The sequence below is a fragment of the Microcoleus sp. LAD1_D5 genome (genome assembly GCF_036702115.1).
In the GTDB taxonomy this organism is placed as follows: domain Bacteria; phylum Cyanobacteriota; class Cyanobacteriia; order Cyanobacteriales; family Microcoleaceae; genus Microcoleus.
The window spans coordinates 1-19,926 of sequence record NZ_JAUBSA010000007.1 but is presented as its reverse complement, the minus strand read 5'-3'; the positions used below and the strand labels follow the sequence as shown (position 1 = coordinate 19,926).

General features: G+C 44.2%; 21 protein-coding genes. 8 read left to right on the top strand and 13 right to left on the bottom strand.

The window, feature by feature from the left end:
• Nucleotides 1-58: 58 nt before the first annotated feature.
• From QUA70_RS05240 to QUA70_RS05230, 3 genes are all read right to left on the bottom strand, one after another.
• Nucleotides 59-1,744 carry an EAL domain-containing protein gene (locus QUA70_RS05240; RefSeq protein ID WP_333345492.1) on the bottom strand — a complete coding sequence of 562 codons (1,686 nt, stop codon included), beginning with the start codon at nucleotides 1,742-1,744 and terminating at the stop codon, nucleotides 59-61.
• The gene (locus QUA70_RS05235; RefSeq protein WP_333345494.1) at nucleotides 1,716-4,118 is read right to left on the bottom strand and encodes a PAS domain S-box protein; all 2,403 of its coding nucleotides are present in this window, start codon (nucleotides 4,116-4,118) and stop codon (nucleotides 1,716-1,718) included. The genes QUA70_RS05240 and QUA70_RS05235 overlap by 29 nt, the downstream gene beginning before the upstream one ends.
• 510 nt (nucleotides 4,119-4,628) lie before the next feature.
• Nucleotides 4,629-5,819 (bottom strand): WD40 repeat domain-containing protein, encoded by a 1,191-nt coding sequence (locus tag QUA70_RS05230; protein WP_333345496.1) that lies wholly within the window; start codon nucleotides 5,817-5,819, stop codon nucleotides 4,629-4,631.
• A 258-nt stretch (nucleotides 5,820-6,077) separates the two neighbouring features.
• Here QUA70_RS05230 and QUA70_RS05225 point away from each other — a divergent pair, with 258 nt between their 5' ends.
• From QUA70_RS05225 to QUA70_RS05210, 4 genes are all read left to right on the top strand, one after another.
• Nucleotides 6,078-6,452: a DUF1257 domain-containing protein gene (locus QUA70_RS05225; RefSeq protein WP_333131495.1), complete on the top strand. Its 375-nt coding sequence runs from the start codon at nucleotides 6,078-6,080 to the stop codon at nucleotides 6,450-6,452.
• 46 nt (nucleotides 6,453-6,498) lie between these two features.
• Nucleotides 6,499-7,359, top strand: a complete 861-nt coding sequence (locus QUA70_RS05220; RefSeq protein WP_333345498.1) for a DUF6920 family protein — start codon at nucleotides 6,499-6,501, stop codon at nucleotides 7,357-7,359.
• A 359-nt stretch (nucleotides 7,360-7,718) separates the two neighbouring features.
• Nucleotides 7,719-7,985: a type II toxin-antitoxin system ParD family antitoxin gene (locus QUA70_RS05215; protein WP_333345500.1), complete on the top strand. Its 267-nt coding sequence runs from the start codon at nucleotides 7,719-7,721 to the stop codon at nucleotides 7,983-7,985.
• A complete protein-coding gene (locus QUA70_RS05210) occupies nucleotides 7,982-8,287 on the top strand; it encodes a type II toxin-antitoxin system RelE/ParE family toxin (RefSeq protein ID WP_333325715.1) in 306 nt (101 codons plus the stop codon). Before QUA70_RS05215 ends, QUA70_RS05210 begins: the two co-directional genes overlap by 4 nt.
• A 25-nt stretch (nucleotides 8,288-8,312) precedes the next feature.
• Here the strand turns inward: QUA70_RS05210 and QUA70_RS05205 are convergent, their stop codons facing one another.
• Nucleotides 8,313-8,831: a hypothetical protein gene (locus tag QUA70_RS05205; RefSeq protein ID WP_333345524.1), complete on the bottom strand. Its 519-nt coding sequence runs from the start codon at nucleotides 8,829-8,831 to the stop codon at nucleotides 8,313-8,315.
• A 263-nt stretch (nucleotides 8,832-9,094) separates the two neighbouring features.
• Between QUA70_RS05205 and QUA70_RS05200 the strand changes: the two genes are divergently transcribed.
• Together QUA70_RS05200 and QUA70_RS05195 are read left to right on the top strand one after the other, a co-directional pair.
• Entirely contained in the window at nucleotides 9,095-9,595 is a 501-nt protein-coding gene (locus QUA70_RS05200; RefSeq protein WP_333345502.1) for a DUF6232 family protein, read from the top strand.
• A gap of 38 nt (nucleotides 9,596-9,633) precedes the next feature.
• Nucleotides 9,634-10,113 (top strand): hypothetical protein, encoded by a 480-nt coding sequence (locus QUA70_RS05195; RefSeq protein ID WP_333410329.1) that lies wholly within the window; start codon nucleotides 9,634-9,636, stop codon nucleotides 10,111-10,113.
• A gap of 107 nt (nucleotides 10,114-10,220) precedes the next feature.
• Here QUA70_RS05195 and QUA70_RS05190 read toward each other — a convergent pair whose 3' ends face one another.
• The 3 genes from QUA70_RS05190 to ilvA are packed head-to-tail and all read right to left on the bottom strand — an operon-like array spanning nucleotide 10,221 to nucleotide 13,120.
• The gene (locus QUA70_RS05190; protein ID WP_333345506.1) at nucleotides 10,221-10,349 is read right to left on the bottom strand and encodes a hypothetical protein; all 129 of its coding nucleotides are present in this window, start codon (nucleotides 10,347-10,349) and stop codon (nucleotides 10,221-10,223) included.
• A complete protein-coding gene (locus QUA70_RS05185) occupies nucleotides 10,346-11,554 on the bottom strand; it encodes a hypothetical protein (protein ID WP_333345507.1) in 1,209 nt (402 codons plus the stop codon). Before QUA70_RS05185 ends, QUA70_RS05190 begins: the two co-directional genes overlap by 4 nt.
• A gap of 33 nt (nucleotides 11,555-11,587) precedes the next feature.
• Nucleotides 11,588-13,120 (bottom strand): threonine ammonia-lyase, biosynthetic, encoded by a 1,533-nt coding sequence (ilvA, locus tag QUA70_RS05180; RefSeq protein WP_333326011.1) that lies wholly within the window; start codon nucleotides 13,118-13,120, stop codon nucleotides 11,588-11,590.
• Nucleotides 13,121-13,374: 254 nt separating this feature from the next.
• On the opposite strand from ilvA, the gene QUA70_RS05175 reads away from it, so the two are divergent.
• A complete protein-coding gene (locus QUA70_RS05175; protein WP_333345509.1) occupies nucleotides 13,375-13,929 on the top strand; it encodes a GNAT family N-acetyltransferase in 555 nt (184 codons plus the stop codon).
• Between the two features lie 91 nt (nucleotides 13,930-14,020).
• Here QUA70_RS05175 and QUA70_RS05170 read toward each other — a convergent pair whose 3' ends face one another.
• The 5 genes from QUA70_RS05170 to QUA70_RS05150 all read right to left on the bottom strand — a co-directional run bounded on the left by QUA70_RS05170 (nucleotide 14,021) and on the right by QUA70_RS05150 (nucleotide 18,371).
• Nucleotides 14,021-14,590 (bottom strand): hypothetical protein, encoded by a 570-nt coding sequence (locus tag QUA70_RS05170; RefSeq protein WP_333345511.1) that lies wholly within the window; start codon nucleotides 14,588-14,590, stop codon nucleotides 14,021-14,023.
• 188 nt (nucleotides 14,591-14,778) lie between these two features.
• Nucleotides 14,779-15,636, bottom strand: coding sequence for a bifunctional class I SAM-dependent methyltransferase/HIT family protein (locus QUA70_RS05165; protein ID WP_333345513.1), 858 nt, complete (start codon nucleotides 15,634-15,636; stop codon nucleotides 14,779-14,781).
• 109 nt (nucleotides 15,637-15,745) lie between these two features.
• Complete coding sequence (locus QUA70_RS05160; RefSeq protein WP_333325691.1) at nucleotides 15,746-17,344, bottom strand: Hsp70 family protein; 1,599 nt, start codon at nucleotides 17,342-17,344, stop codon at nucleotides 15,746-15,748.
• A gap of 20 nt (nucleotides 17,345-17,364) precedes the next feature.
• Nucleotides 17,365-18,147, bottom strand: a complete 783-nt coding sequence (locus QUA70_RS05155; protein WP_333345515.1) for an XRE family transcriptional regulator — start codon at nucleotides 18,145-18,147, stop codon at nucleotides 17,365-17,367.
• Nucleotides 18,148-18,158: 11 nt separating this feature from the next.
• Nucleotides 18,159-18,371, bottom strand: a complete 213-nt coding sequence (locus QUA70_RS05150) for a DUF2997 domain-containing protein (RefSeq protein WP_333216593.1) — start codon at nucleotides 18,369-18,371, stop codon at nucleotides 18,159-18,161.
• Between the two features lie 82 nt (nucleotides 18,372-18,453).
• Between QUA70_RS05150 and QUA70_RS05145 the strand changes: the two genes are divergently transcribed.
• Entirely contained in the window at nucleotides 18,454-19,476 is a 1,023-nt protein-coding gene (locus QUA70_RS05145) for a low specificity L-threonine aldolase (protein ID WP_333345517.1), read from the top strand.
• Nucleotides 19,477-19,558: 82 nt separating this feature from the next.
• Here QUA70_RS05145 and QUA70_RS05140 read toward each other — a convergent pair.
• A partial coding sequence (locus QUA70_RS05140; RefSeq protein WP_333410327.1) for a transposase occupies nucleotides 19,559-19,926 on the bottom strand: 368 nt, incomplete at its 5' end.

Here is a 19,926-nt window from a genome sequence, read left to right as displayed (position 1 = left end):
TGTCAGTGGGCAGTTATCAGTTGTCAGTTGTCAACAGTAAACAGTCAACAGTCAACAATCATGAGGATTGCAACCGGAATTGATCTAAATTCCAGCACTTATCACTTTTGAGCAGCGCTTCAAACTCAGCCCTTGGCAAAGCCTGACTGAAAAGATAGCCTTGAATTTCGTCGCATTCGTACTCGCACAAAAAATCAAGTTCTTGCTTATTTTCTACCCCCTCAGCCACCACCGTCATATTCATGCAGTGTGCCATTTGAATAATCGCTATTGTTATCGCTGCATTTTGGCGATCGTCTGCAATATCCCGAATAAAACTCTTGTCAATTTTGATCGCATCAAACGGAAAGCGTTTGGGATAACTCAAAGAAGAATATCCCATTCCAAAATCATCAATTGCAATCCTAATCCCCTGCTCTTTCCACACCGTAAAAGCTTTAGCTGCTGCAATTTCGTCTTGCAAAACAAGACTTTCCGTCAGTTCTAATTCCAAGCACTTGGGATCGAGATTAGTTTCTGTTAATATATCCCTCACTCTTTCCGTGAAATTTTTGCGCTCGAATTGACGGGCTGACACATTAACTGCCACTCGCAGGGGTGGCAAACCTGCTCTTTTCCATGCTTGATTTTGCCTGCAAACAGTCTCTAATACCCATTCGCCCAACGGTGCAATCAAGCCCATTTCTTCAGCCATTGGAATAAATTCTCCCGGAGAAACTCGCCCCCGTTCTGGATGATTCCAGCGCACCAAAGCTTCAGCACCAATCATTTTACCTGTTTTAATTTCTATTTGCGGCTGATAGTAGATTTCAAACTCTGAGCTTTTTAAAGCATGGCGCAGTGAAGTTTCTTGAAGAAGTGTATTAATAAAAACTTTAGCATTTTTTGCCGTATAAAAATGAAAACTATTACCGCCTTTCTGCTGAGATTGATACATTGCTATATAAGCATTTTTCAGCATTTCATCTCCGTCGGTGCCGTCTCCGGGATACAAGCATATTCCCATACTAGCAGTGACATAGACTTCGCAATCTTTGACAATTATACTTTGGGATACAATATCTAAAATGTTTTGAGCCATCTTAGCTACATCCTGTTTTTCTGCAACTGGTTTAAGAATTAGCGCGAATTGTGCTGCTTCCAAACGAGCAACAATCTCAATGTTTTCCATGCAGTTAGTTAGGCGCTGGGCGATGGTGCAAAGCACTGAGTCGCCGATATCGTGTCCCCAGGTACTGTTAATGCGGTTGATTTTATCTAAGCTAAGCGTGACAACTGGAACGACGACTGACAATTCTTTTTGACTATCTAATACTCGACTTAACTTTTCTCGCAAAAACGAACGATTCGGCAGATTTGTTAAGCTGTCATACTGATGTCGGTAGAGTGCCAGTTGAATAGTTGTGTGCAAGTTTTTTTCTTCAAATGGCTTGACAATATAGCCGAACGGTTTTGTACTATTGACTCGTCGCAAAGTAGTTTCATCGGCATAAGCTGTCAGATAAACTACCGGAATTTGAAATCGCAAGCGAATTTCTTCTGCTGCTGTAATGCCGTCGATTTCTCCTTGCAGGTTAACATCCATTAAAACTAAATCCGGGCGCAAGTTTGCTGCCGATTCAATCGCTTCTTCTCCCGAATAGACCATCCCAGTTATTCTATATCCTAGAGAGATCAAACAGTCGGAAATGTCTTCCGCAATGATGCTTTCGTCTTCAACTATCAGAATTTTTTTGTTGGACACTAATTTTTTCCTCCGGCTGCAATTTAGGTTGACAAAAGGTTATTCTAAAAGTTGTGCCAGCAGTTTCTAACAGGTCTATTCCCCCCCGGATTTGCTTGACTAAAGACCCAACCAGTCGCAAACCCAACGTTCGGGCTTTGCGATAATCTAAGTCTTGAGGAAAACCAATTCCGCTGTCGCTCACGGTTAGCACGCAAACTCTGTTATTATCTAAAGTGAAATCTATGTTGATTTTACCTTTAACTTGTCCTTTAAAGGCATATTTGAGGGCATTTGTCACAAGCTCGTTGATAATTAACCCGCAAGGAACTGCCGTATCAATATTAAGAGAACACGGCGCAATATTTGTTTGCAAGTTGACGCCTTCTGCATGATTTTCATAAGCTTGGAATAAATTGTGGGCGAGATTTTGGATGTATTCAGCAAAGTCAATGTTTGACAAGTCTTTGGATTGATACAATTGTTCGTGAACCAGGGCCATTGATCTGACTCGGTTTTGACTTTCTTTTAACATTTCACTAACGTGGCTGTCTTGGATGTAGCGGGACTGAAGTTTGAGCAAACTGGAAATAACTTGGAGGTTGTTTTTGACGCGGTGGTGAATTTCTTGGAGAAGAACTTCTTTTTCGGCGAGAGAGGCTTTGATTTGATCCTCATCGCGTTTGCGATCTGTAATATCGCGTACTACTGCTTGGAGAAATTTTTGTCCGTTAATTTCCATTGCGTTTAACAGAACTTCTGCGGAAAATTCTGAACCGTCGAGTCGTTTGTGTACCCAGTCAAATCGACAGCTACCTGTTTGCATTGCTGTCGATATTCTCTGTATAGCTAGACTGGATGAGTCTTGTCCGTTAGGCTGAAATGGCGGGGAAAACTCCCTCGGATGCTTGCCGTAAAATTCTTTTTTGTTGCTACAGCCAAATATTTTTAAGGTGGCGGGGTTGCAGTCAAAAAACTCCTTTTCGTCAAGCAACATTACTGCGTCGCTGGTGGCTTCATAAAGGCTACGAAATTTGTGTTCTGATTCTTGCAGCGAGCAGATTAATTGATTTTTTAGAGCTTCTGCACGCTTGCGGTCGGTAATGTCTATTCCTACGAAAACTGCTGCGGTTCCATGATGATATTTATGAGCTACTATCAAATAGTTGCGGACGAAACCGTTAATTTTAATGTCTATTTCTTGCCAGGTTTGCTGAGATGAACTGTCAAAAAAATTTCTGCTCAGTTCTCCAAAAGTCGAGCCTTTTTCGAGAAAGTTTATTTCTTGACCGACAAAGCTTTCAGGAGACAAGTTGAATGAGGTTGCTAAGTGCTGGTTGACTCCAATATACCGCAAATCTGAACTGATCCAAGAAATCAGTCCCGGTACGGCATCCAAAACGGCGCGAAGTTGGTCTGTAGCTTCTTGGAGTGCTTCTTCCGATCGCTTGCGATCGCTAATATCTGTCGCCGTTCCGCACAAGCCTAAAATAGCGCCGTTTTCAGCTTGGTTGACGATGCTGTTGACGCGCAGGTGGACGGGACTACCGTCTTTACGAATGTGTACTGTTTCGTAAGGAGAATTAGCCGTTTGTGGCTGAATTCTGGTTCTTGCTAAAAGTTTGGCAAATATTTCTCTTGGTCTACTTTCTTGATCGGGAACTAAAAAATCGGTGAAGCGGCGTCCGATCATTTCTGGCGGTTCGTAACCATAGATGCGTTTGGCGGCGGAATTGACAAAAGTCAAGAGGCCTTCAATATCGATCGACCAAATCAATTCTTGGGAGGTTTCTACGAGGTTGCGGTACTTTTTTTCGCTTTCGGCAAGTGCTATATTCAACAGTGCCGTCTCCTGCTGAAGTTTGTATTCTAATTCTTGATTTGCCGTTTCCAGAGTTGCCGTCGCTCGCTCGCGTTCGGTAATGTCAGTAGAAACACCAACTGCGCCGACAACTTCGCCGTTTGCATCTCGCAGCGCTGCCGATCGAATTTCGTGAATAAAATGCCTCTCTCGGACGTTCCAAGTACGATCGTTTCCTGCTAGTACCTCGGCAATATTTTCTAACATATCTGCCTGGCTGCTGTAAAGTTCAAAAATCGACAGCCCGACAGTAGTTCCACCTGGTTTCAGTCCCAAATTTTCTAATCCTTTGCCTGCTGCAACGGTTAACTTGCCCTTTTTATCTGTTGCCCACAGCAAAATCGGGGCACAACTGATGGCGACATGCAAGGTTTCGTTGGCTTGTTTGAGCCGATCGATTTCTGCGTGAAGCAGATCCTGGGTGCTCTTTAATTCTACCGTTAGTCGATCGGCTTTTTGCTGCCAACTGGCAGCACTATCGCACATCTCTGCGAAATGGCGGGAACGACAGATGGATTGGTTGCAGTGTGACATGGTTACTCTGGGATGGACTGTATATTTAATGCCAGCCTATCTTTTAAGCATAAACTTTTTAAGTGAAATATTACAGTTAGTAAGAATACTCATTCGCGCAAGATGCGATAGTTTAAAGCTAGTTTAAAGGCTTCAGAAATTGCAGATAGATCGGGTTTTATGGCTACCGTTCACAAATTGATGATAAGCTAAATAATGGCTACAAATCGGTATTTGTACTGTAAGTATTTGTAGTAGGACAAAAACAAGTTCCGCAATCCTCGGCTTGCACAAGAACTCGAATTGTAAATTTATTATATTTGTTTGCGTAGATTCACCCACTGAGGCATCGGCAATCGGGAAAATTGAAATATAGCCACCCCGCCCGACGGTTAGGACGCGTTTAATTGCACTTTCCCCATGCGGATAGCCTCTTCCTTCTTCCTTCTGCCTTCTTCCTTCTTCCCTCTTCCCTCTTTGTTCCATCCGTTACATCCGTTACAAAATCCGTTGCCGAACTTCCTTCTTTCTTCAATTAACTCCCCAAATTTTGACAGTTTTGTCTAAGCTACCACTAATAATAGTTTCACCATCGCTGCTAAAAGTAAGACAAGTAACAGAGTTTTGATGTCCGCTAAGAGTGTGAATATGTTCGCCGCTACTGGCATTCCAAAATTTGATATTACAATCCGCACTAGCACTGACAACAGTGAATCCGTCGGGACTAAAGGCGATCGCATTTATCGAGTTAAAATGCCCTGCCAATGTGATTGAACTATCTGGATTCGATAGCTGTCGCAGTTGAATATTTCTGTCCCAGCCGCCAGTAGCCAGCGTCTGCCCGTCTGGACTGAAAGCCAGACAATTCGCATAACCTTTAATTGTTTGGGAGCATTCTCTGTTGCGGAGGTTCCACAGCTTAATTGTACCGTCAGAACTGCTGCTAGCGAGAGTTTGTGCGATCGGGCTAAAAGCAAGACTAACAATTCCTGCTTTATGAGCGCCCCAAGTTAAAAGACTGCCAAAAGTACAGATTAACTTTCCCGTCTCTAAATTCCAAATTTTGATAGTAGTATCTGCCGAACCGCTGGCGATAACTTGAGTGTCAGGACTGATGACAATTGCGGTAATTTCCGCTTCATGTCCGAGAGAAGTATGCCGCAATTCTCCTTCATGCCAAATTTCGATCGCACGATGTTTCGGAGTATTTCTGCTCCTTACAAAAACTTCGCTTTCTTGGCAAAGTACAAAAGTTTCTTGAGCGCGGGGATACTTGTCAACAGTATAGAGTATTTCTCCTGTCTCTACATCGCAAATTCTAATTATTTTCCCGTGCAAACTAGCCGTGCGAGATCCTCCGGGACTAATCGCAACGTTTGTCCCAGTTTTGACAGTGCGGATGCAGTCAAAAAGCTTGTAAGGGATGAATTGTTTTAAAGCTTGGCGGACTAGAGGCTCTGTTCTTGGGCGCAAAATTAAATAAGCAACTCGCTGCACTTCTGGTGCGGGGTCAACTAGCGCCTCAATTGCTAAATTTAAACCCGCGCCTCCGTATTTAGGAGCATCTTTAACAGCGGCAATCCGCGACTCGATACTAGAACTGTTGATGCGCTGCTTGACTCCGGCAATGCCTCCCAAAACAGCGCCGGCGATCGGGATTTGACTTTGACCGCCGAGGACGGCATCATATTCTCTGGGTTGGTTAGAATTGTCGGCCATCATACGATTTTAGATTTTAGATTTTAGATTTTAGATTGAATAATTGGAGGATTGAAGAAAGCGAACTCACGGACAAATCGGGGGAATTGTTATCGGATACTATGTTGTTAATTTCTGCACAGATGAATCCGGGGGCCTGTACCCTGGCTGCTTTCGGTGACGATCAAACCTCGTTTAAGAGCGCAACTTCTAACTTATTGACTGTTGCCGTTTATAGTATTATAATCAAATCAGCGTTTTACACAAAAATCCGAAAGTGATATGTCACACTTCACAACTATCAAGGTTCAGATCAAGAACGGCGAACTGCTGCATCAAGTGTTGGAAGAGCTGGGTTATCAAGTAGAATCCAATGTGCAGGTACGGGGTTATCGGGGTGACAAAACTAATGCCGAGTACGTGATTCGGCAATCCAACGGTTACGATTTGGGTTTTCGCCGCAGCGGAGAGGATTATGAATTGGTGGCGGATTTTTGGGGCGCTCGAATTAATCAGCAGGAATTTGTCAATTCAATTAGTCAAAAATACGCGCGCAAAAGTTTGATGGCGGCGGTGCAGTCAGAGGGTTTTCATGTTGAAGAAGAGGAAACTTTGGCAGATGGAACGGTGAGAGTTGTAGTGGGTCGATGGGTTTAAGACTCGCCCTTGATTAACTCGTTTTTAGGTATCAAGAGGAATCACCATGTGGCGATCGGCGATCGTACTAATTATCCTGGCGCTTGTAGTTGGCATTGTTGGCGCGATCGCCCTTGGAGCATACCGCTGGCATCTCGGTACCAAGGAACTGCGAGCCAATCTGGAAGCTGCACGCTTGCCGATTAAACTTCTCACATTTGATGCGCGGGAAATCGCCGATTTACCCCAGCCCGTGCAGCGCTACTTTCGCGCGGTGCTGAAGGATGGACAACCGCTAATTGCAGCAGCGCGGGTTTCCCACGAAGGCACGTTTAACATGAGCGAAACCGCAGAAAAATGGAGCGCCTTCACCTCAACTCAATTGGTAATTACTCAGCGCCCTGGCTTTGACTGGGAGGGGCAAATTGCCATGATGCCCGGTATCAATGCGTTTGTTCATGATGCCTACATTTCTGGCGAAGGCATCCTCCATGCGGCGCTGTTGGGCCTGGTGACTCTGGCGGATATCCGCGGCACTCCAGAAATTGCCAAAGGGGAACTGATGCGCTTTTTCGCGGAGGCGGCTTGGTATCCGACGAGACTGCTGCCGAGTCAGGGTGTTCACTGGGAGGCGATCGACAATTCTTGGGCCAGAGCAACGCTACAGGATGGCGACACCTCTGTTTCCCTGGATTTCCGCTTTGATGAAGCAGGGCTAATCGCCAGTATCCGCGCCGAGGCCCGCCCCCGTACAGTTAACGGTGGGCTGGTGTTGGCGCCCTGGCAAGGCCGTTTCTGGGAGTACGAATTGCGACAGGGTATGCGGATTCCGCTCTCCGGTGAGGTGGCGTGGCAACTGCCTGATGGCTCACTATTGCCCTACTGGCGCGGCCGCATCACGAATCTGGCCTATGAGTTTGCGCGATGATTCTAGTTTGTGTTGTAGGGTGCGTCTGAGTCTGAGATTTTCTCCCCTATTTCATGGGAACAATTTGATAATATTTGGCAAGCGATTGGTTCGCCTCCAGCTTTTCGATCGTTCAGTTTGGGATATGTCTGGAAACTCTACGAAGCTGAGGTTGACAAGCCGTTGACGGTATCGTCAGATTTTAAAAATAAGTTTAATGAATTGCTAGTTGTAGGATAAGTGGAAAGATGAAGCTGCGATCGGCCAATCTCAGATCGATCGAGCTTATCAGTGGTATCGAGCCCGAAATCCAGATTTTGGCGATCGCTGGTTTCTAGGACTGATGCGATATAATTAAAGCAAACGAGTAAATCAATACTATGAGCATTACTCTGACGAAAACCCAAGAGATATTCATCCAAACTAAACTGCAAACTGGTAAATATGGTTCGGCCGAAGAAGTGCTGGAAGTTGCTTTGCGATTGTTAGATGAGTACGATCGCGCCGATGGCGAATGGATCGATTGTGTACGAGTTAAGATAGATGCTGCTGTTGCCATGTCCGAACATACTCCGCCGATTGATGGCGAAACCTTCGTCACAGGGATTTTGGATCGTTTCCGGCAAGCGCGCGAGACTCAACAATGAAACGTTATCTCATCAACGTTCTGGCAAGCCTTGACCTCAACGAAATTACTGATTATTATTTCACTACCAACAACATCGAAGCCGGTGAGCGCTTTTTTCAAGATTTTGCGCGTCGTTGCCAGCAATTAGTCAACTTTCCTAATTTAGGCAGAAGTTATATAGAAATACGTCCAAACTTGCGAGGTCTGCCTTTGGATGGCTACATCATTTTCTACCAACTTTTGGATGATGGGATTGAGATTCTTCGTGTAGTCAGCGGTCGCCGAGATATCCCGTCTCTATTTGAGGAACAAGAACCATGACATTGCGATCGCAAATAGCAGAGATTTACTCCTCCAAGTCCACCTGCTTAAGCACCTCTAAAGGTATATCTAGCGCTTCTGCAATTTGTTCGTCGCTCAAGCCAAACTGCCGTAATTTATCTATTTTTTCAATCTGAGTTTGATTTTTGCTTTCTTCCTGCAAGTCGGGAGTTTCCGGCTGACTTTCATCTGGGGTAGGAGTGGAGGGATTAGGGCAATTGTTAATATAGCTAATTTTGTTACTATCTTTAAAAGTATTATTATTACCCAAAGTTGTTATAGTCTGATTTATATGCCGTTCTAGCACGGATTCAAGATTACTTTTTTTAACTTGTTCCCCAAAGACTTCAGATAACATTTGTAAAAGCTCGTGACTAGCCTTTTTAACGTGCTGGGAGCTATAATCATAAGTTTCTGCAACGTCAGCATATCTTTGACGATTCAGTATGCCTGCGATAATCCTCCGCTGCAAGTTATTTAGACGTTTACCTGTGTTGGTATAGACAGCTTCATCGACAAATTGCAATATCTGAGGACTGTCCATAGGTGGGATGGTGAGATAGGTATGGTTACTATACCAAACTTTTTCCAACTTTTTCCAACTTTTTGAGCTTCGCATCCGAATTTTAGGAAGTTCCCACTTTTTCCCACTTTTTTTACTTTACATTTTTTGTGCGATCGGTCTAGCATGGATCAACCGGACACAAGCATCTTACTAGAGTGTCTATTGACAGGTGCATAGTTGCGCTCTGAGCTGAAAAGGGTGTCTTCACATAGTCTCAACCATCAATTTTATAGGTATAATGAATGGCAACACCAAACCCCTTGGGAAGTAATCAGAGCATTACTTTAGAGAGAAATAAAGTTATTACCATAACTAAAAGAACAGTTCGTTTCTCATACAATGTTTACCAGACTCACAATATTACAGGTTTTAGTGAAGGAGAGGTCGATATTGGAACGATTCCTTGGGGAATTATTATAGTTTTTCTTTTGGGTTCATCGATAGTCGGTATGGGGAACAGCGGAGTAGGTGGATTGTTAGGTTTAGTCGCAATTGGAGGTGCCATTTGGAATGTTTCTAAGCCAAAACACTACGGTTTATTACTAACTCTAAATTCAGGTGATCAGAAGCTGTTTACTACAAAGCAAAAGGAAAGTCTCAAGCAAGTTATTGGAGTAATTTATGAATTCATTGAAAGTGAAAAGGAAGCAACTTACCAAATATCCATTAGTAATAGTGAGGTGAGTGGTAACTTTATACAGGGAAATGTTGGGGGAAGCACTTCGTATCTTTTTGGTGATTGAGCGAACATGACACTAAAAGTAAACATTAGCAATGGAGGATGCTATCAGCTATGGAGCGGAAATCTGTAGACATGAATAATAGTAGTTTTAAGGGCAACTTAGTTCAAGGAAACGTCAAGGGAAATGTAGAGTATAAACCCGTATCAGAGAGTAAACCAGTGTCAGAAACTTTCAATAATGACTACCGTGGAGCGAACATCGCCAACTCAGCCAATAAAGTTTCAGATAACGCACGACAGCAAGCCAACCAACACATTCATTTAGCTGAGCAAAAGCAAACCCTTGCAGAAGCAGCCGCAGAACTTCAACAAATTCTCAAACAGTTAGAGGTAACTAATCCCACCGCTACTGATGCGGAAAAGATTGCTCACGTTAATGATGAAACTACCCCCAGTTTCAAGCGTCGCGTCGTTGGTGCATTGCAAGCTGGCGGTGAAGCTGCGATCGAAGAGTTTTTAGACAATCCTTATGTCAATGTCGGGAAGGCGATCGTTAAAGGTTGGATAAAACCAGAATAAATTGTGGTGCGTGAAGTGCGATCGCCCTTACCAGACAAAAGTGCGATCGCCCGCAACTACCAAATCGTTTCAACGTCAGGAATATCATACCGCCGCGCGATCGCATCTTAGTTGCGATCACGCGGCAATTTCTCGATCGCCTGGATGATGCAACTATCAGTCAAACAACCGGACTCAGTATAGAGGATGTGCGGAATTTGCGATCGCAATGATATTTCTGTGCCAACAACAATCACAACTGCAAAGCCCCAGACACCTTGGCATTTTTAACACTTGAAATCCGAATCAAAGACCCTGATTTTACAGCAATCTTAGGTTTCCATTCATAAACCCCATCGCTAGTCGCGCGGTTGGCTATCCTTTCAACCAACTTATTCTCTTGATACAGCTCAATCTTGACCTCATCCTGAATATTGTCTCTCCACAAAATCAAATAAGGTTTATTTGCTTCCACCTCCACTTTTCCTGCTGGTTTAGCGACCAATATTTTTGGTGAAGCTGTCTGAGATTTTCTCTTCCTAAATCCTAAATAGTGCGGCAGTTCCCGAGTGGCAATATTATTTGATTGAGGCAACATAATATCCCCCATTTTAGGATTGAATAGATAAGTTGAGAGTCCGCCGTCGATCGTCACTATATCTCCTTTCACTCCGAATTCTCGCATTAACTTAGCTGCTGCATCTAATGTCGCTTCATTAACTGTGATAATTGCCAGCAATTCATTACCCTGGCGACCATCTTTGTCCAGCGTACCGATGACGTGATACCTATTTGCGGGATTTTTAGATATGAGTTTAGCTGGATGGTGCTTGTATTCGTAAGTAACAACGGCATTTTGTACTTCTTTTTGATTCAAGGGCGTTCCGGTTTGCGGTTCGTAATTTGTGATATATGCTTCTCGATCATTCCAGACCAAAGCTTTCAATCGAACATTTTTATACTGCCCATCTTTGGGCTTCTTGACGGGGCCGTAGATGCCGTTACCGCCAGTAATAACTTGACCGTTGAATTTGATAGGAAAAGATAGCTGCGTGCTGCGTTCGTATTGTTCAAAAAAAGAACAGTTAATCACGGAAAAAACACCATTTCCGTAAAGTTTTTTGTATTCTCCTGTAACTTCAGAGAATAACTTGCTCTTAAAGAAAGGACTGTAATATTTGTTTTCTCCCTGATAATACAATCCTTTATTAAAAGCCATCCGATCGACCTCTCCAATTAGCTGGTCTATTTGCATTTTTTGGACGTTAATAACTTGCAAATAAGCGTGATTTCCGTTGGGTAGTTCTTTTTTGTACAACTCTGCACCATCTCTGGTATCCACAGGTTGAAAATAACTGACTGGGCTAGAAATTTGTTCGATCGCAAAATGTGCAACTGCTGCCACAACAGCAACAGCAAAAATCATCAAAAAAAACGGCAATATTTTTTTGAACACGTTCATAAATATTAATTTGTTTCAAGACCACAAACCAAACTATCTTAAAAATAGCTTATACGCCGGATTTTGACTCTCATCCCCATACTGATAGCCCAGCGTATCCAAAAAAGCCTGCCATTCCTGCATCTCATCGGGCGGCACTTGAATTCCCACCACAATTCGCCCGTAATCTGCGCCGTTATTTCGATAGTGAAAAACGCTGATATTCCAGTTAGGGCTCATCGAACCGACAAACTTCATCAACGCACCCGGACGTTCGGGAAATTCAAAGCGATAAAACAATTCATGATCGGCCAGCATCGAACGCCCGCCCACCATATGCCGCACGTGCAATTTCGTTAATTCATCATCAGTTAAATCCAAAGTCTTGAAGCCACAATCTTCAAAACTTTCCGCTATCTTCACCGCATCGGCACGGTTTTGAATTTGCACGCCGATAAAAATATGTGCCTCTTTCTCATCCGCAATTCGATAGCTAAATTCAGTTAAATTGCGCTTTCCCAGACATTCGCAAAACTTGCGGAGACTGCCAGCTTGTTCGGGAATTGTGACTGCAAAAATGGCTTCGCGGCGTTCGCCAAACTCGGCTCTTTCTGCTACAAAACGCAGCCGATCGAAATTCATGTTCGCGCCGCAAGCCACAGCAATTAATGTTTGTCCTGCGATTTGTTCCCGTTCGACGTAAGCTTTCGCACCTGCGATCGCCAAAGCGCCAGCAGGTTCTAAGATCGATCGCGTATCTTCAAAAACATCCTTAATCGCCGCGCAAACATCATCCGTATCCACCAAAATAATCTCATCCACATACTCCTGACACAACCGAAAAGTTTCCTCCCCCACTTCCCGCACAGCAACGCCATCAGCAAATAAACCCACCTGCGACAAACGCACCCGTTTACCCGCTTTCAGCGATTGATTCATTGCATCGGAATCGATGGGTTCGACGCCAATAATCTTAATTTCCGGCCGCAACCGCTTGACATAGGCCCCAATTCCCGAAATCAATCCGCCGCCACCAATTGCCACAAAAATCGCGTGAATTGGTTTTTGATGTTGCCGCAGAATTTCCATGCCGATCGTACCCTGTCCCGCAATTACGTGCGGGTCATCAAAAGGATGAATAAAAGTCATACCTTTTTCGGCCTCTAATTGGCGCGCAAAGGCGTAGGCATCATCGTAAGCATCCCCATGCAAAACAACCTCTCCACCACGGGCTATCACCGCATTTACCTTCACCTGCGGCGTCGTTACGGGCATGACTATGATCGCGCGAGTTCCCAGGTGGCGGGCGGCGAGGGCGACTCCTTGGGCGTGGTTGCCGGCAGAAGCTGCAATCACACCTTGTGCTAGCAAATCCGGCGACAGTTGCGCCATTTTGTTGTACGCACCCCGCAGTTTGAAGGAAAACACCGACTGCATATCCTCTCGCTTCAGCAAAAGTTTATTGTTGAGCCGTGCTGATAGATTCGGGGCGCATTCTAGGGCTGTTTCTTGAGCAACATCGTAGACGCGGGCGGTGAGGATTTGTACCAGGTAATCGCAAAGCATGGGGTTAGCAGGTTGGTTGATGCCGGATGGTGGGATAATTGTACGGCACTTGTGTTAGTATTTTGCGGGGAATTGGCGATCCTCTTCGAGGGCTTTCCTTCGGATCGCTTCGCTAACGCTAACGCCCGATCGCAACTTTCCAATAATAACTTTTCGCTTTGGAACATAAGGAGCCTGAAGACTATGAATAATATTTAGTTTTTGCCGTTTACCAGGTTATAAAAGCCGGTTTGTGAGCATATTAGTCCGTAATCCTTGATTTAGTCTGTAAATTCATGAACGTACAAATTACAGATTTGCGTGCGGTTGACGAGCCAAAAATTCAACAGGTAGCTAGATTAATAGTGGAAGGTTTTAAAGAGAATTGGCCCGATGCTTGGCCCGATCTAAAATCTGCTTTGCAAGAAGTGCAAGAATCATTGGAAGCCGATCGCATCAGTCGAATTGCTGTCGGCGACAGCCATCAAGTTTTGGGATGGATTGGTGGGATTAAACAGTATGACGGGAATGTTTGGGAACTGCACCCGCTGGTAGTGGGAACAGAATTTCGCAGACAAGGAATTGGTCGATCGCTCGTAGCTGATTTAGCAGCCGAAGCTAAAAACCGGGGAGGGCTCGTGCTGTGGGTGGGCACCGACGACGAAGACAATCAAACAACTCTTTCAGGCATCAATCTTTATCCTAACGTTTGGGAACACGTCGCCAAAATTAGAAATTTGCGCGGTCATCCCTACGAATTTTATCAAAAAATGGGTTTTGCGATCGTGGGAGTGATGCCCGACGCGAACGGAATTGGCAAGCCAGATATTTTCATGGCAAAGCGGTTGTAAAGTTTAATGTAGGTTCTAAATTTACTGGCCGGTGGCTTGCCAATCCAACACTTAGCAAAATTAGTTGTTGAAAGTTTCCCAGAAAATCGGTCTAGTCTGGACGTGCGAACCCCGTTCGAGGGTCGCTAATAAACAAACCCAGAACTAACGAATCCATCACCGTATCCCAGACAGGAGTCAAACGCTCTGCATCGTCAACCCAGTAATCAAAAGTAATCAAACACTGAACATTAGAACCCAATCCAATACAGATTCGCGAATAAGCTTCCCGCTGTTCTGGAGGGTCGATAAACTTAAATTCAGTCCAAACAACGCGGGCAGTTTGCCGCTTCAATTGGATAATTTCCCCAAAAGCGATCGGATTTCGCGTCTCATCTTCAACCACCTTCTGTAATAGCGGCACCAGCGGAAAATCTGCCCAGTTACCCGGTGGTAGCAAATTAAACGAAACCTCCAAACGACAATCATCATCCGGCGGCTTTTTATCCGTAAACCGGAACGAATTAGTATCCGGTTCAAAATGCCAATCTTCCGGGACATCAAAGCGGACTGCACCTCTTCCTGCTACAAAAATTCGAGTTCCAGGCTTTGACTTCCAATTGTGGTCTTCTTTGAGTTCTAGAGTTTCCTTGAGCCATTCTTGCTTTTTGCGCTTAGACATAAACAGAACACCAAATTCCTGCTAATGTGTAGTTTTAGACCTTGCAAACACATTTTAACTCTATTTTGCTCGCCGTTTGCTCAAATATAACAATCCTTACAAAAATTATGAATTCCTCTCTTCTCTATTCCTCTGTGTTCTCTGCGCCTCTGCGGTAAAAAAGAATTCCTTTCACAATTGGCTAACTTTTATTTTTCACTCTTCGGAATCACATACCTAATTCCGCCTTTATTCCCAGCCGCATCGCCCTTGTAACGGGGGATAACATGAATAGCCGCGTGAGTGCGACTTTGACCAGCCTGTTTATTAATATTTATTCCAACATTAAACCCGTCAGGCTGAAACTCTTTACTTAACATTTTTTGCACCTTATTAGCCATAAACCAGCAAGCCGATTGCTCTCGAAAAGGCAGTTCAAAATAATTAGCAACGTGACGCTTGGGGATGATTAAAACATGACCTTTGCTGGCGGGATAACCGTCAAACATCGCATAAGCTGTTGCTGATTCAGTTAGCAAAATTAGGTTTTTATACGGATTGCAGAATATGCAGTTATTAGTTGAATTTCTTTGATGGTTGTAATGCACGTATTTGTAAATTTCGCAAGACTCATCTAAGTGACTTGACTTAAATGGAAGTTTGACAATGCACTGATATGTAGGTTTTTTGTGGACATAATGTTCTCGAAAGCCTTCTTTTTTGATATCCCTTCTCACCGCAAAATACGCATTCCCTCCCGGTTTCAAAAGGTGCGAAACTTCCATCAGGACATTAGCTTGTTCTTCAGGAAACAAAACATTCAAAACATAAAAACAAATGATTGTGTCGAATTTATCTTCGGGGAATTCCGGGAAATAATAAGGGTCATAACCCGTAATATCGAAGCCTTTTTGCTGCAACAATCTAACATCGCTGCCCAAGCCGCACCCAAAATCTAAGACTTTGCCTTGCAGCAAGTTTTTATCCAATAAAAATCTTGCTGGAAATGACAGGGAAATTCTTTCAATTGCCGTCAGGTGGCTGAATTTATTTTGTTGCTTTTTCATGGCGGCATAAATTTGATTTTAATCGATATTTTTCAGTCCGCGCACCATCCGGACGAGAGTTTGTGTAGTAGCGATTTCAAGATCCGAATGTTATCTAAAAATTTTACCATTATTGCAGTTTGGCGATCGCCCCTTTTTCCACCAACACCTTACCAGTCACCAAATCCCGCACCGTCGCCAACAAAACCCGCTTCTCATCCACCTCAAAACTCACCGAAACCCTGTCAATTCCCAATACCCCAGGCGGGTTCAAATGCGCCACACAAACCTGCTGGTGGTGGCTGTCCAAAGAGCGAAAATCCGTCTGTTTGTTGAGCCAACTGCTCGTCATTTGCCCTTTTTCGTTAAAAATAACCTCCGCTTGTGATACCTCCGCAACTTCCCCAATATCTAACCGAATTTCCCTTTGCCCTTCAATTGCCACTTGCAGCGTCAACTCTTCGGAACTTTGACAGGGATACTTCATTTCCTTGCTAAATATCGGCGAATAAGCATAAGCTTTAGCGTAAGGTTCCCAGAGGCGAATTGCATAGCTGTGGCGCAAATAATCGTCAACACTTACCAATTGTGTCAACGCTAAAGCACCGTGTGCCACTGCTTCAAAAGGCTTGTCTCTTTGGACTTTTTGCCGCCCAAAATACGAAACCACTAAATTAGATACAGCCGGGATTAAAGAAGTTCCTCCTACCAGCAAAACCTGTTCGATATCTGCTTTGCCGATACCTTTTCCCAGCGCAATACTCAGCACTTCATCTAAACTTTCCCGCAACTGTTCTAACAACTGCCTAGATTCCAGAATTTCCTCAAGCTTGTCTCGGTTTAGCTGCAAGTCGTAAGACATAAAATTTTCATCGTCAAACCAGCTTTCCTTAGCCTCATTAACTTGAGAAAGTTGAATTTTTAATTTTTCCGCTATTTCTAATAAATTTTGCCAGCCAACTGGGCCGACTTCTGCCCGCGACGAACCAATTTGCCGCAAATAATCTTCGACAATCCAGATGTCAATATCTTCGCCACCTACATAAGCATCGGATTTTGCCAACACTTCGGCACGCATTAAATTTAGACTTTTAAATTGGCTATTTTTGACTGAGGAAGGAGGGGCTGTGCGAACCAAACTTAAATCTAAAGTCCCGCCGCCAAAATCAACTACTAAAACTAGAGAAGCGGGGCGTTTTACTGCATATCCCAGGGCGGCGGCTGTGGATTCATCTATTACCTGAACTTCCGCCACTCCCAAACTTTCTCCTAAGTCGCGAAACCAATCTAGATATCGCTCAAATGCTCCTACAGGGACTGTAAAAATTACTTTGTCTGGCTGTATATTTTGTAAATATAATTGTTTCCAAATAGTTGTGATAAACTGTTCTGCTACTGATTCGGCTGTGTAGGTTTCGCCGTCGATATTACGGGGCGGTGGCTGAAAGTCCGCAGCTAAATTGCGTTTAAAAGCTTTGAAAAAACGGTCTGGCTGGGATTGCCCCAAACGCTGCGATCGCACTTTTTCTCCCAACACCAACTCTCCGGCATTTTTCACAAACACTAAAGTCGGCACTACAGATATTTCTCGAACATCTCCGCTCAAATTCTTAGTTTTAAAAATGCGGGACATCTCGCCCAATCTCAAAGTTTCTGGTGTTTGCGTATCCGGGTTGAGAATGCAGACAACCGTGTTGCTGGTGCCGAAGTCAATGGCAACTGTAGTCATGTTGATTTAAAATTTAAAATTTAATTTTTCATTCCCGCTGGCAGGGTGCGACTAACTTTAGCAGGAGCAAGAATTCGCTCTCCCTCGCGATAGCCGACAAACCGAATATAAACTAATTCTCCTTCTGTTATATCCTCAACATCCGGCTGGTGCAACTGCGGATTGTAAGCAGTTTGTTCCCATGCCGAACCGATTGTTTGAAAATCCCAACTTGACAAGAGATTTTCTAAGGGAGTAAAAAGAGCAGAAAGATTTTTTGCTGGCATATCCGGCTTGGCTTCTGCCATTTTGCGGGCGGCGGGATAGTTGGTTAACAAAGTTTGCAACTGTTCAAAGGTAGCGCGGCGAAAATCGGCAGTTAGTTGAGCTTTTTGCTGCTGCAATTCTGATCGCAGCCGGAAACACTGCTGCCTCAATTCTTCAATTTCGCTGGGATTAGTTGTGATTGTAGCCGACATTGGCAGCGCGCTCAAAGTGCGATCGAACTCTTGAAAATTCAAATTCAGCACTGTTGCCAGCCGCCTCAGTTGGTCTAGGGTGAGTTTTCCCACGTCTCCCTGCCGCACTAAGCGCACCGCAAAGCGACTTAAGCCTGCTTTTTCGCCTAAGTCTTGCCAATCGAGAATGTCTAGCTGATTCATGCGTTCCCGCAGAATTGTATCGTACTTAAACTCGATCGCATCTCCCGCCTCAGAGGCAGCATAAAGGTAGATTACAATTAGAAAAATGCCCCCGATAGCTAGGGCGAAGCTGAAGGCAGGCAGTGTTGTTACATCAACTGTTGCACCGAGGATCTCAAACATCTTTAACTCTTCTAAACTTGTTTTAAAGTCTGCGTTTGTTCAACGATCAAATTTTCTTCGCCTTGGTAATATTCGGGCAGCAAGTCTTGAGATTCTACTTTTCCGAGGGCTTTTTCAATTCCGGCGGTGGTTTCGGTGCAACTCGAACCGGTGGCGTTGAGGACGGTTTCGGTAATTTTGCCGTCTTTGCCGATGCGGTATTCTATTTGGCGGTATTCTGCCATAATTCTTCCTCTTGGTTTAATGCTTGAGTCTTGACTGTTGAGTGTTGAGTTATATTATAGATTCTATTTACCAATTATTCTAATGAATTTTTGTAGCGACAATGCAACCGGGGTTTCGCCGGAGATTATGGCGGCGATTGCAGCGGCTAATTGCGGTGCTGTGATGTCTTACGGAGATGATGAATATACACAGCGTTTGCAAGTGAAATTTTCGGATTTGTTCGAGACATCGGTGACTGTTTTTCCGGTAGCAACTGGTTCTGCTGCTAATGCGCTAGCCCTTGCGGTTGTGACTCCTCCTTACGGCGCTGTTTACTGTCATGGCGAATCTCATATTAATCTAGATGAATGCGGCGCGCCGGAGTTTTTTACAGGCGGTGCCAAGTTAGTTACAGTAACAGGAAATCATGGTAAAATAGAGGCAGAGACTTTAGGAAAAATACTCGATCGCGCTGGTGCAGGTGTCGTCCATCACGTACAGCCCGCAGCCGTCAGCATCACTCAAGCAACCGAAGCCGGCACAGTCTACAATCCAGCGGAAATTTCCCACATTTCGGAAGTGGTTCGCGCTCATAATTTGCACCTGCACATGGATGGAGCGCGCTTTGCCAATGCTGTTGTCAGTTTGGGCTGTTCTCCGGCGGATGTCACTTGGCGGGCTGGTGTAGATATTCTCTCGTTTGGAGCAACAAAAAACGGCGCGATGGGTGCGGAAGCTGTGGTTTTTTTTAATCAAGAATTAGCCCAGACTTTCCCTTTTTACCGCAAGCGCAGCGGGCATCTTTTCTCGAAAATGCGGTTTTTGTCGGCGCAGTTGGAAGCGTATCTAACGGATGATTTGTGGCTAAAAAATGCGGCTCATGCAAATAATATGGCGGCTAAGTTGGCGGAAGGGTTGGCAGGTGTTGAGGGAGTAAAGTTTTGCCATACAGTTGAAGCAAATGAGATTTTTATGCAACTTCCAGAATCAGTAATTACATCGGTTTTAGCTGAGGGTTTTCTATTTTATCGGTGGGATAAATGTACTGTTAGACTGGTAACGGCTTTTAATACTTTGGAAGCGGATGTTATTGCTTTCGTGGAAGCGGTTAAACGACATCAGTAATTATTTCGTAAGGCCGGGTTTTACGAATAATATCTGACGAGTACCAACAATCTAGTACAGCTCGGCGAAAATAGAATACCCACTAAACCGCTAATACTTTACCCTTATAAGTCCACTTGAAGGGCTTTGCCATAGTTCGATTAAAGTAGTCGATGAAATCTAATATCCGGTTTTTTAGTTCATTGGTACTCGTGAAAGTTCCCCGTCTGAGCAGCTTACGGACAAGGATACTAAACCATATTTCAATTTGATTAAGCCAAGATGAGTGTTTGGGCGTGTAATGGAAAACAATTCGATGCGTTGGGTCACTTAAAAAGGCTGCTCGTGTTTGCATTGATTGAAGGATGCCACTTTTACCCTTAACACCCAAATCAATTTCTAATCCTTCCAATTCAACTACAAGGCGAACCAAAGATTCAGACTGATGAGTATTGAGGCAATCCATAATTA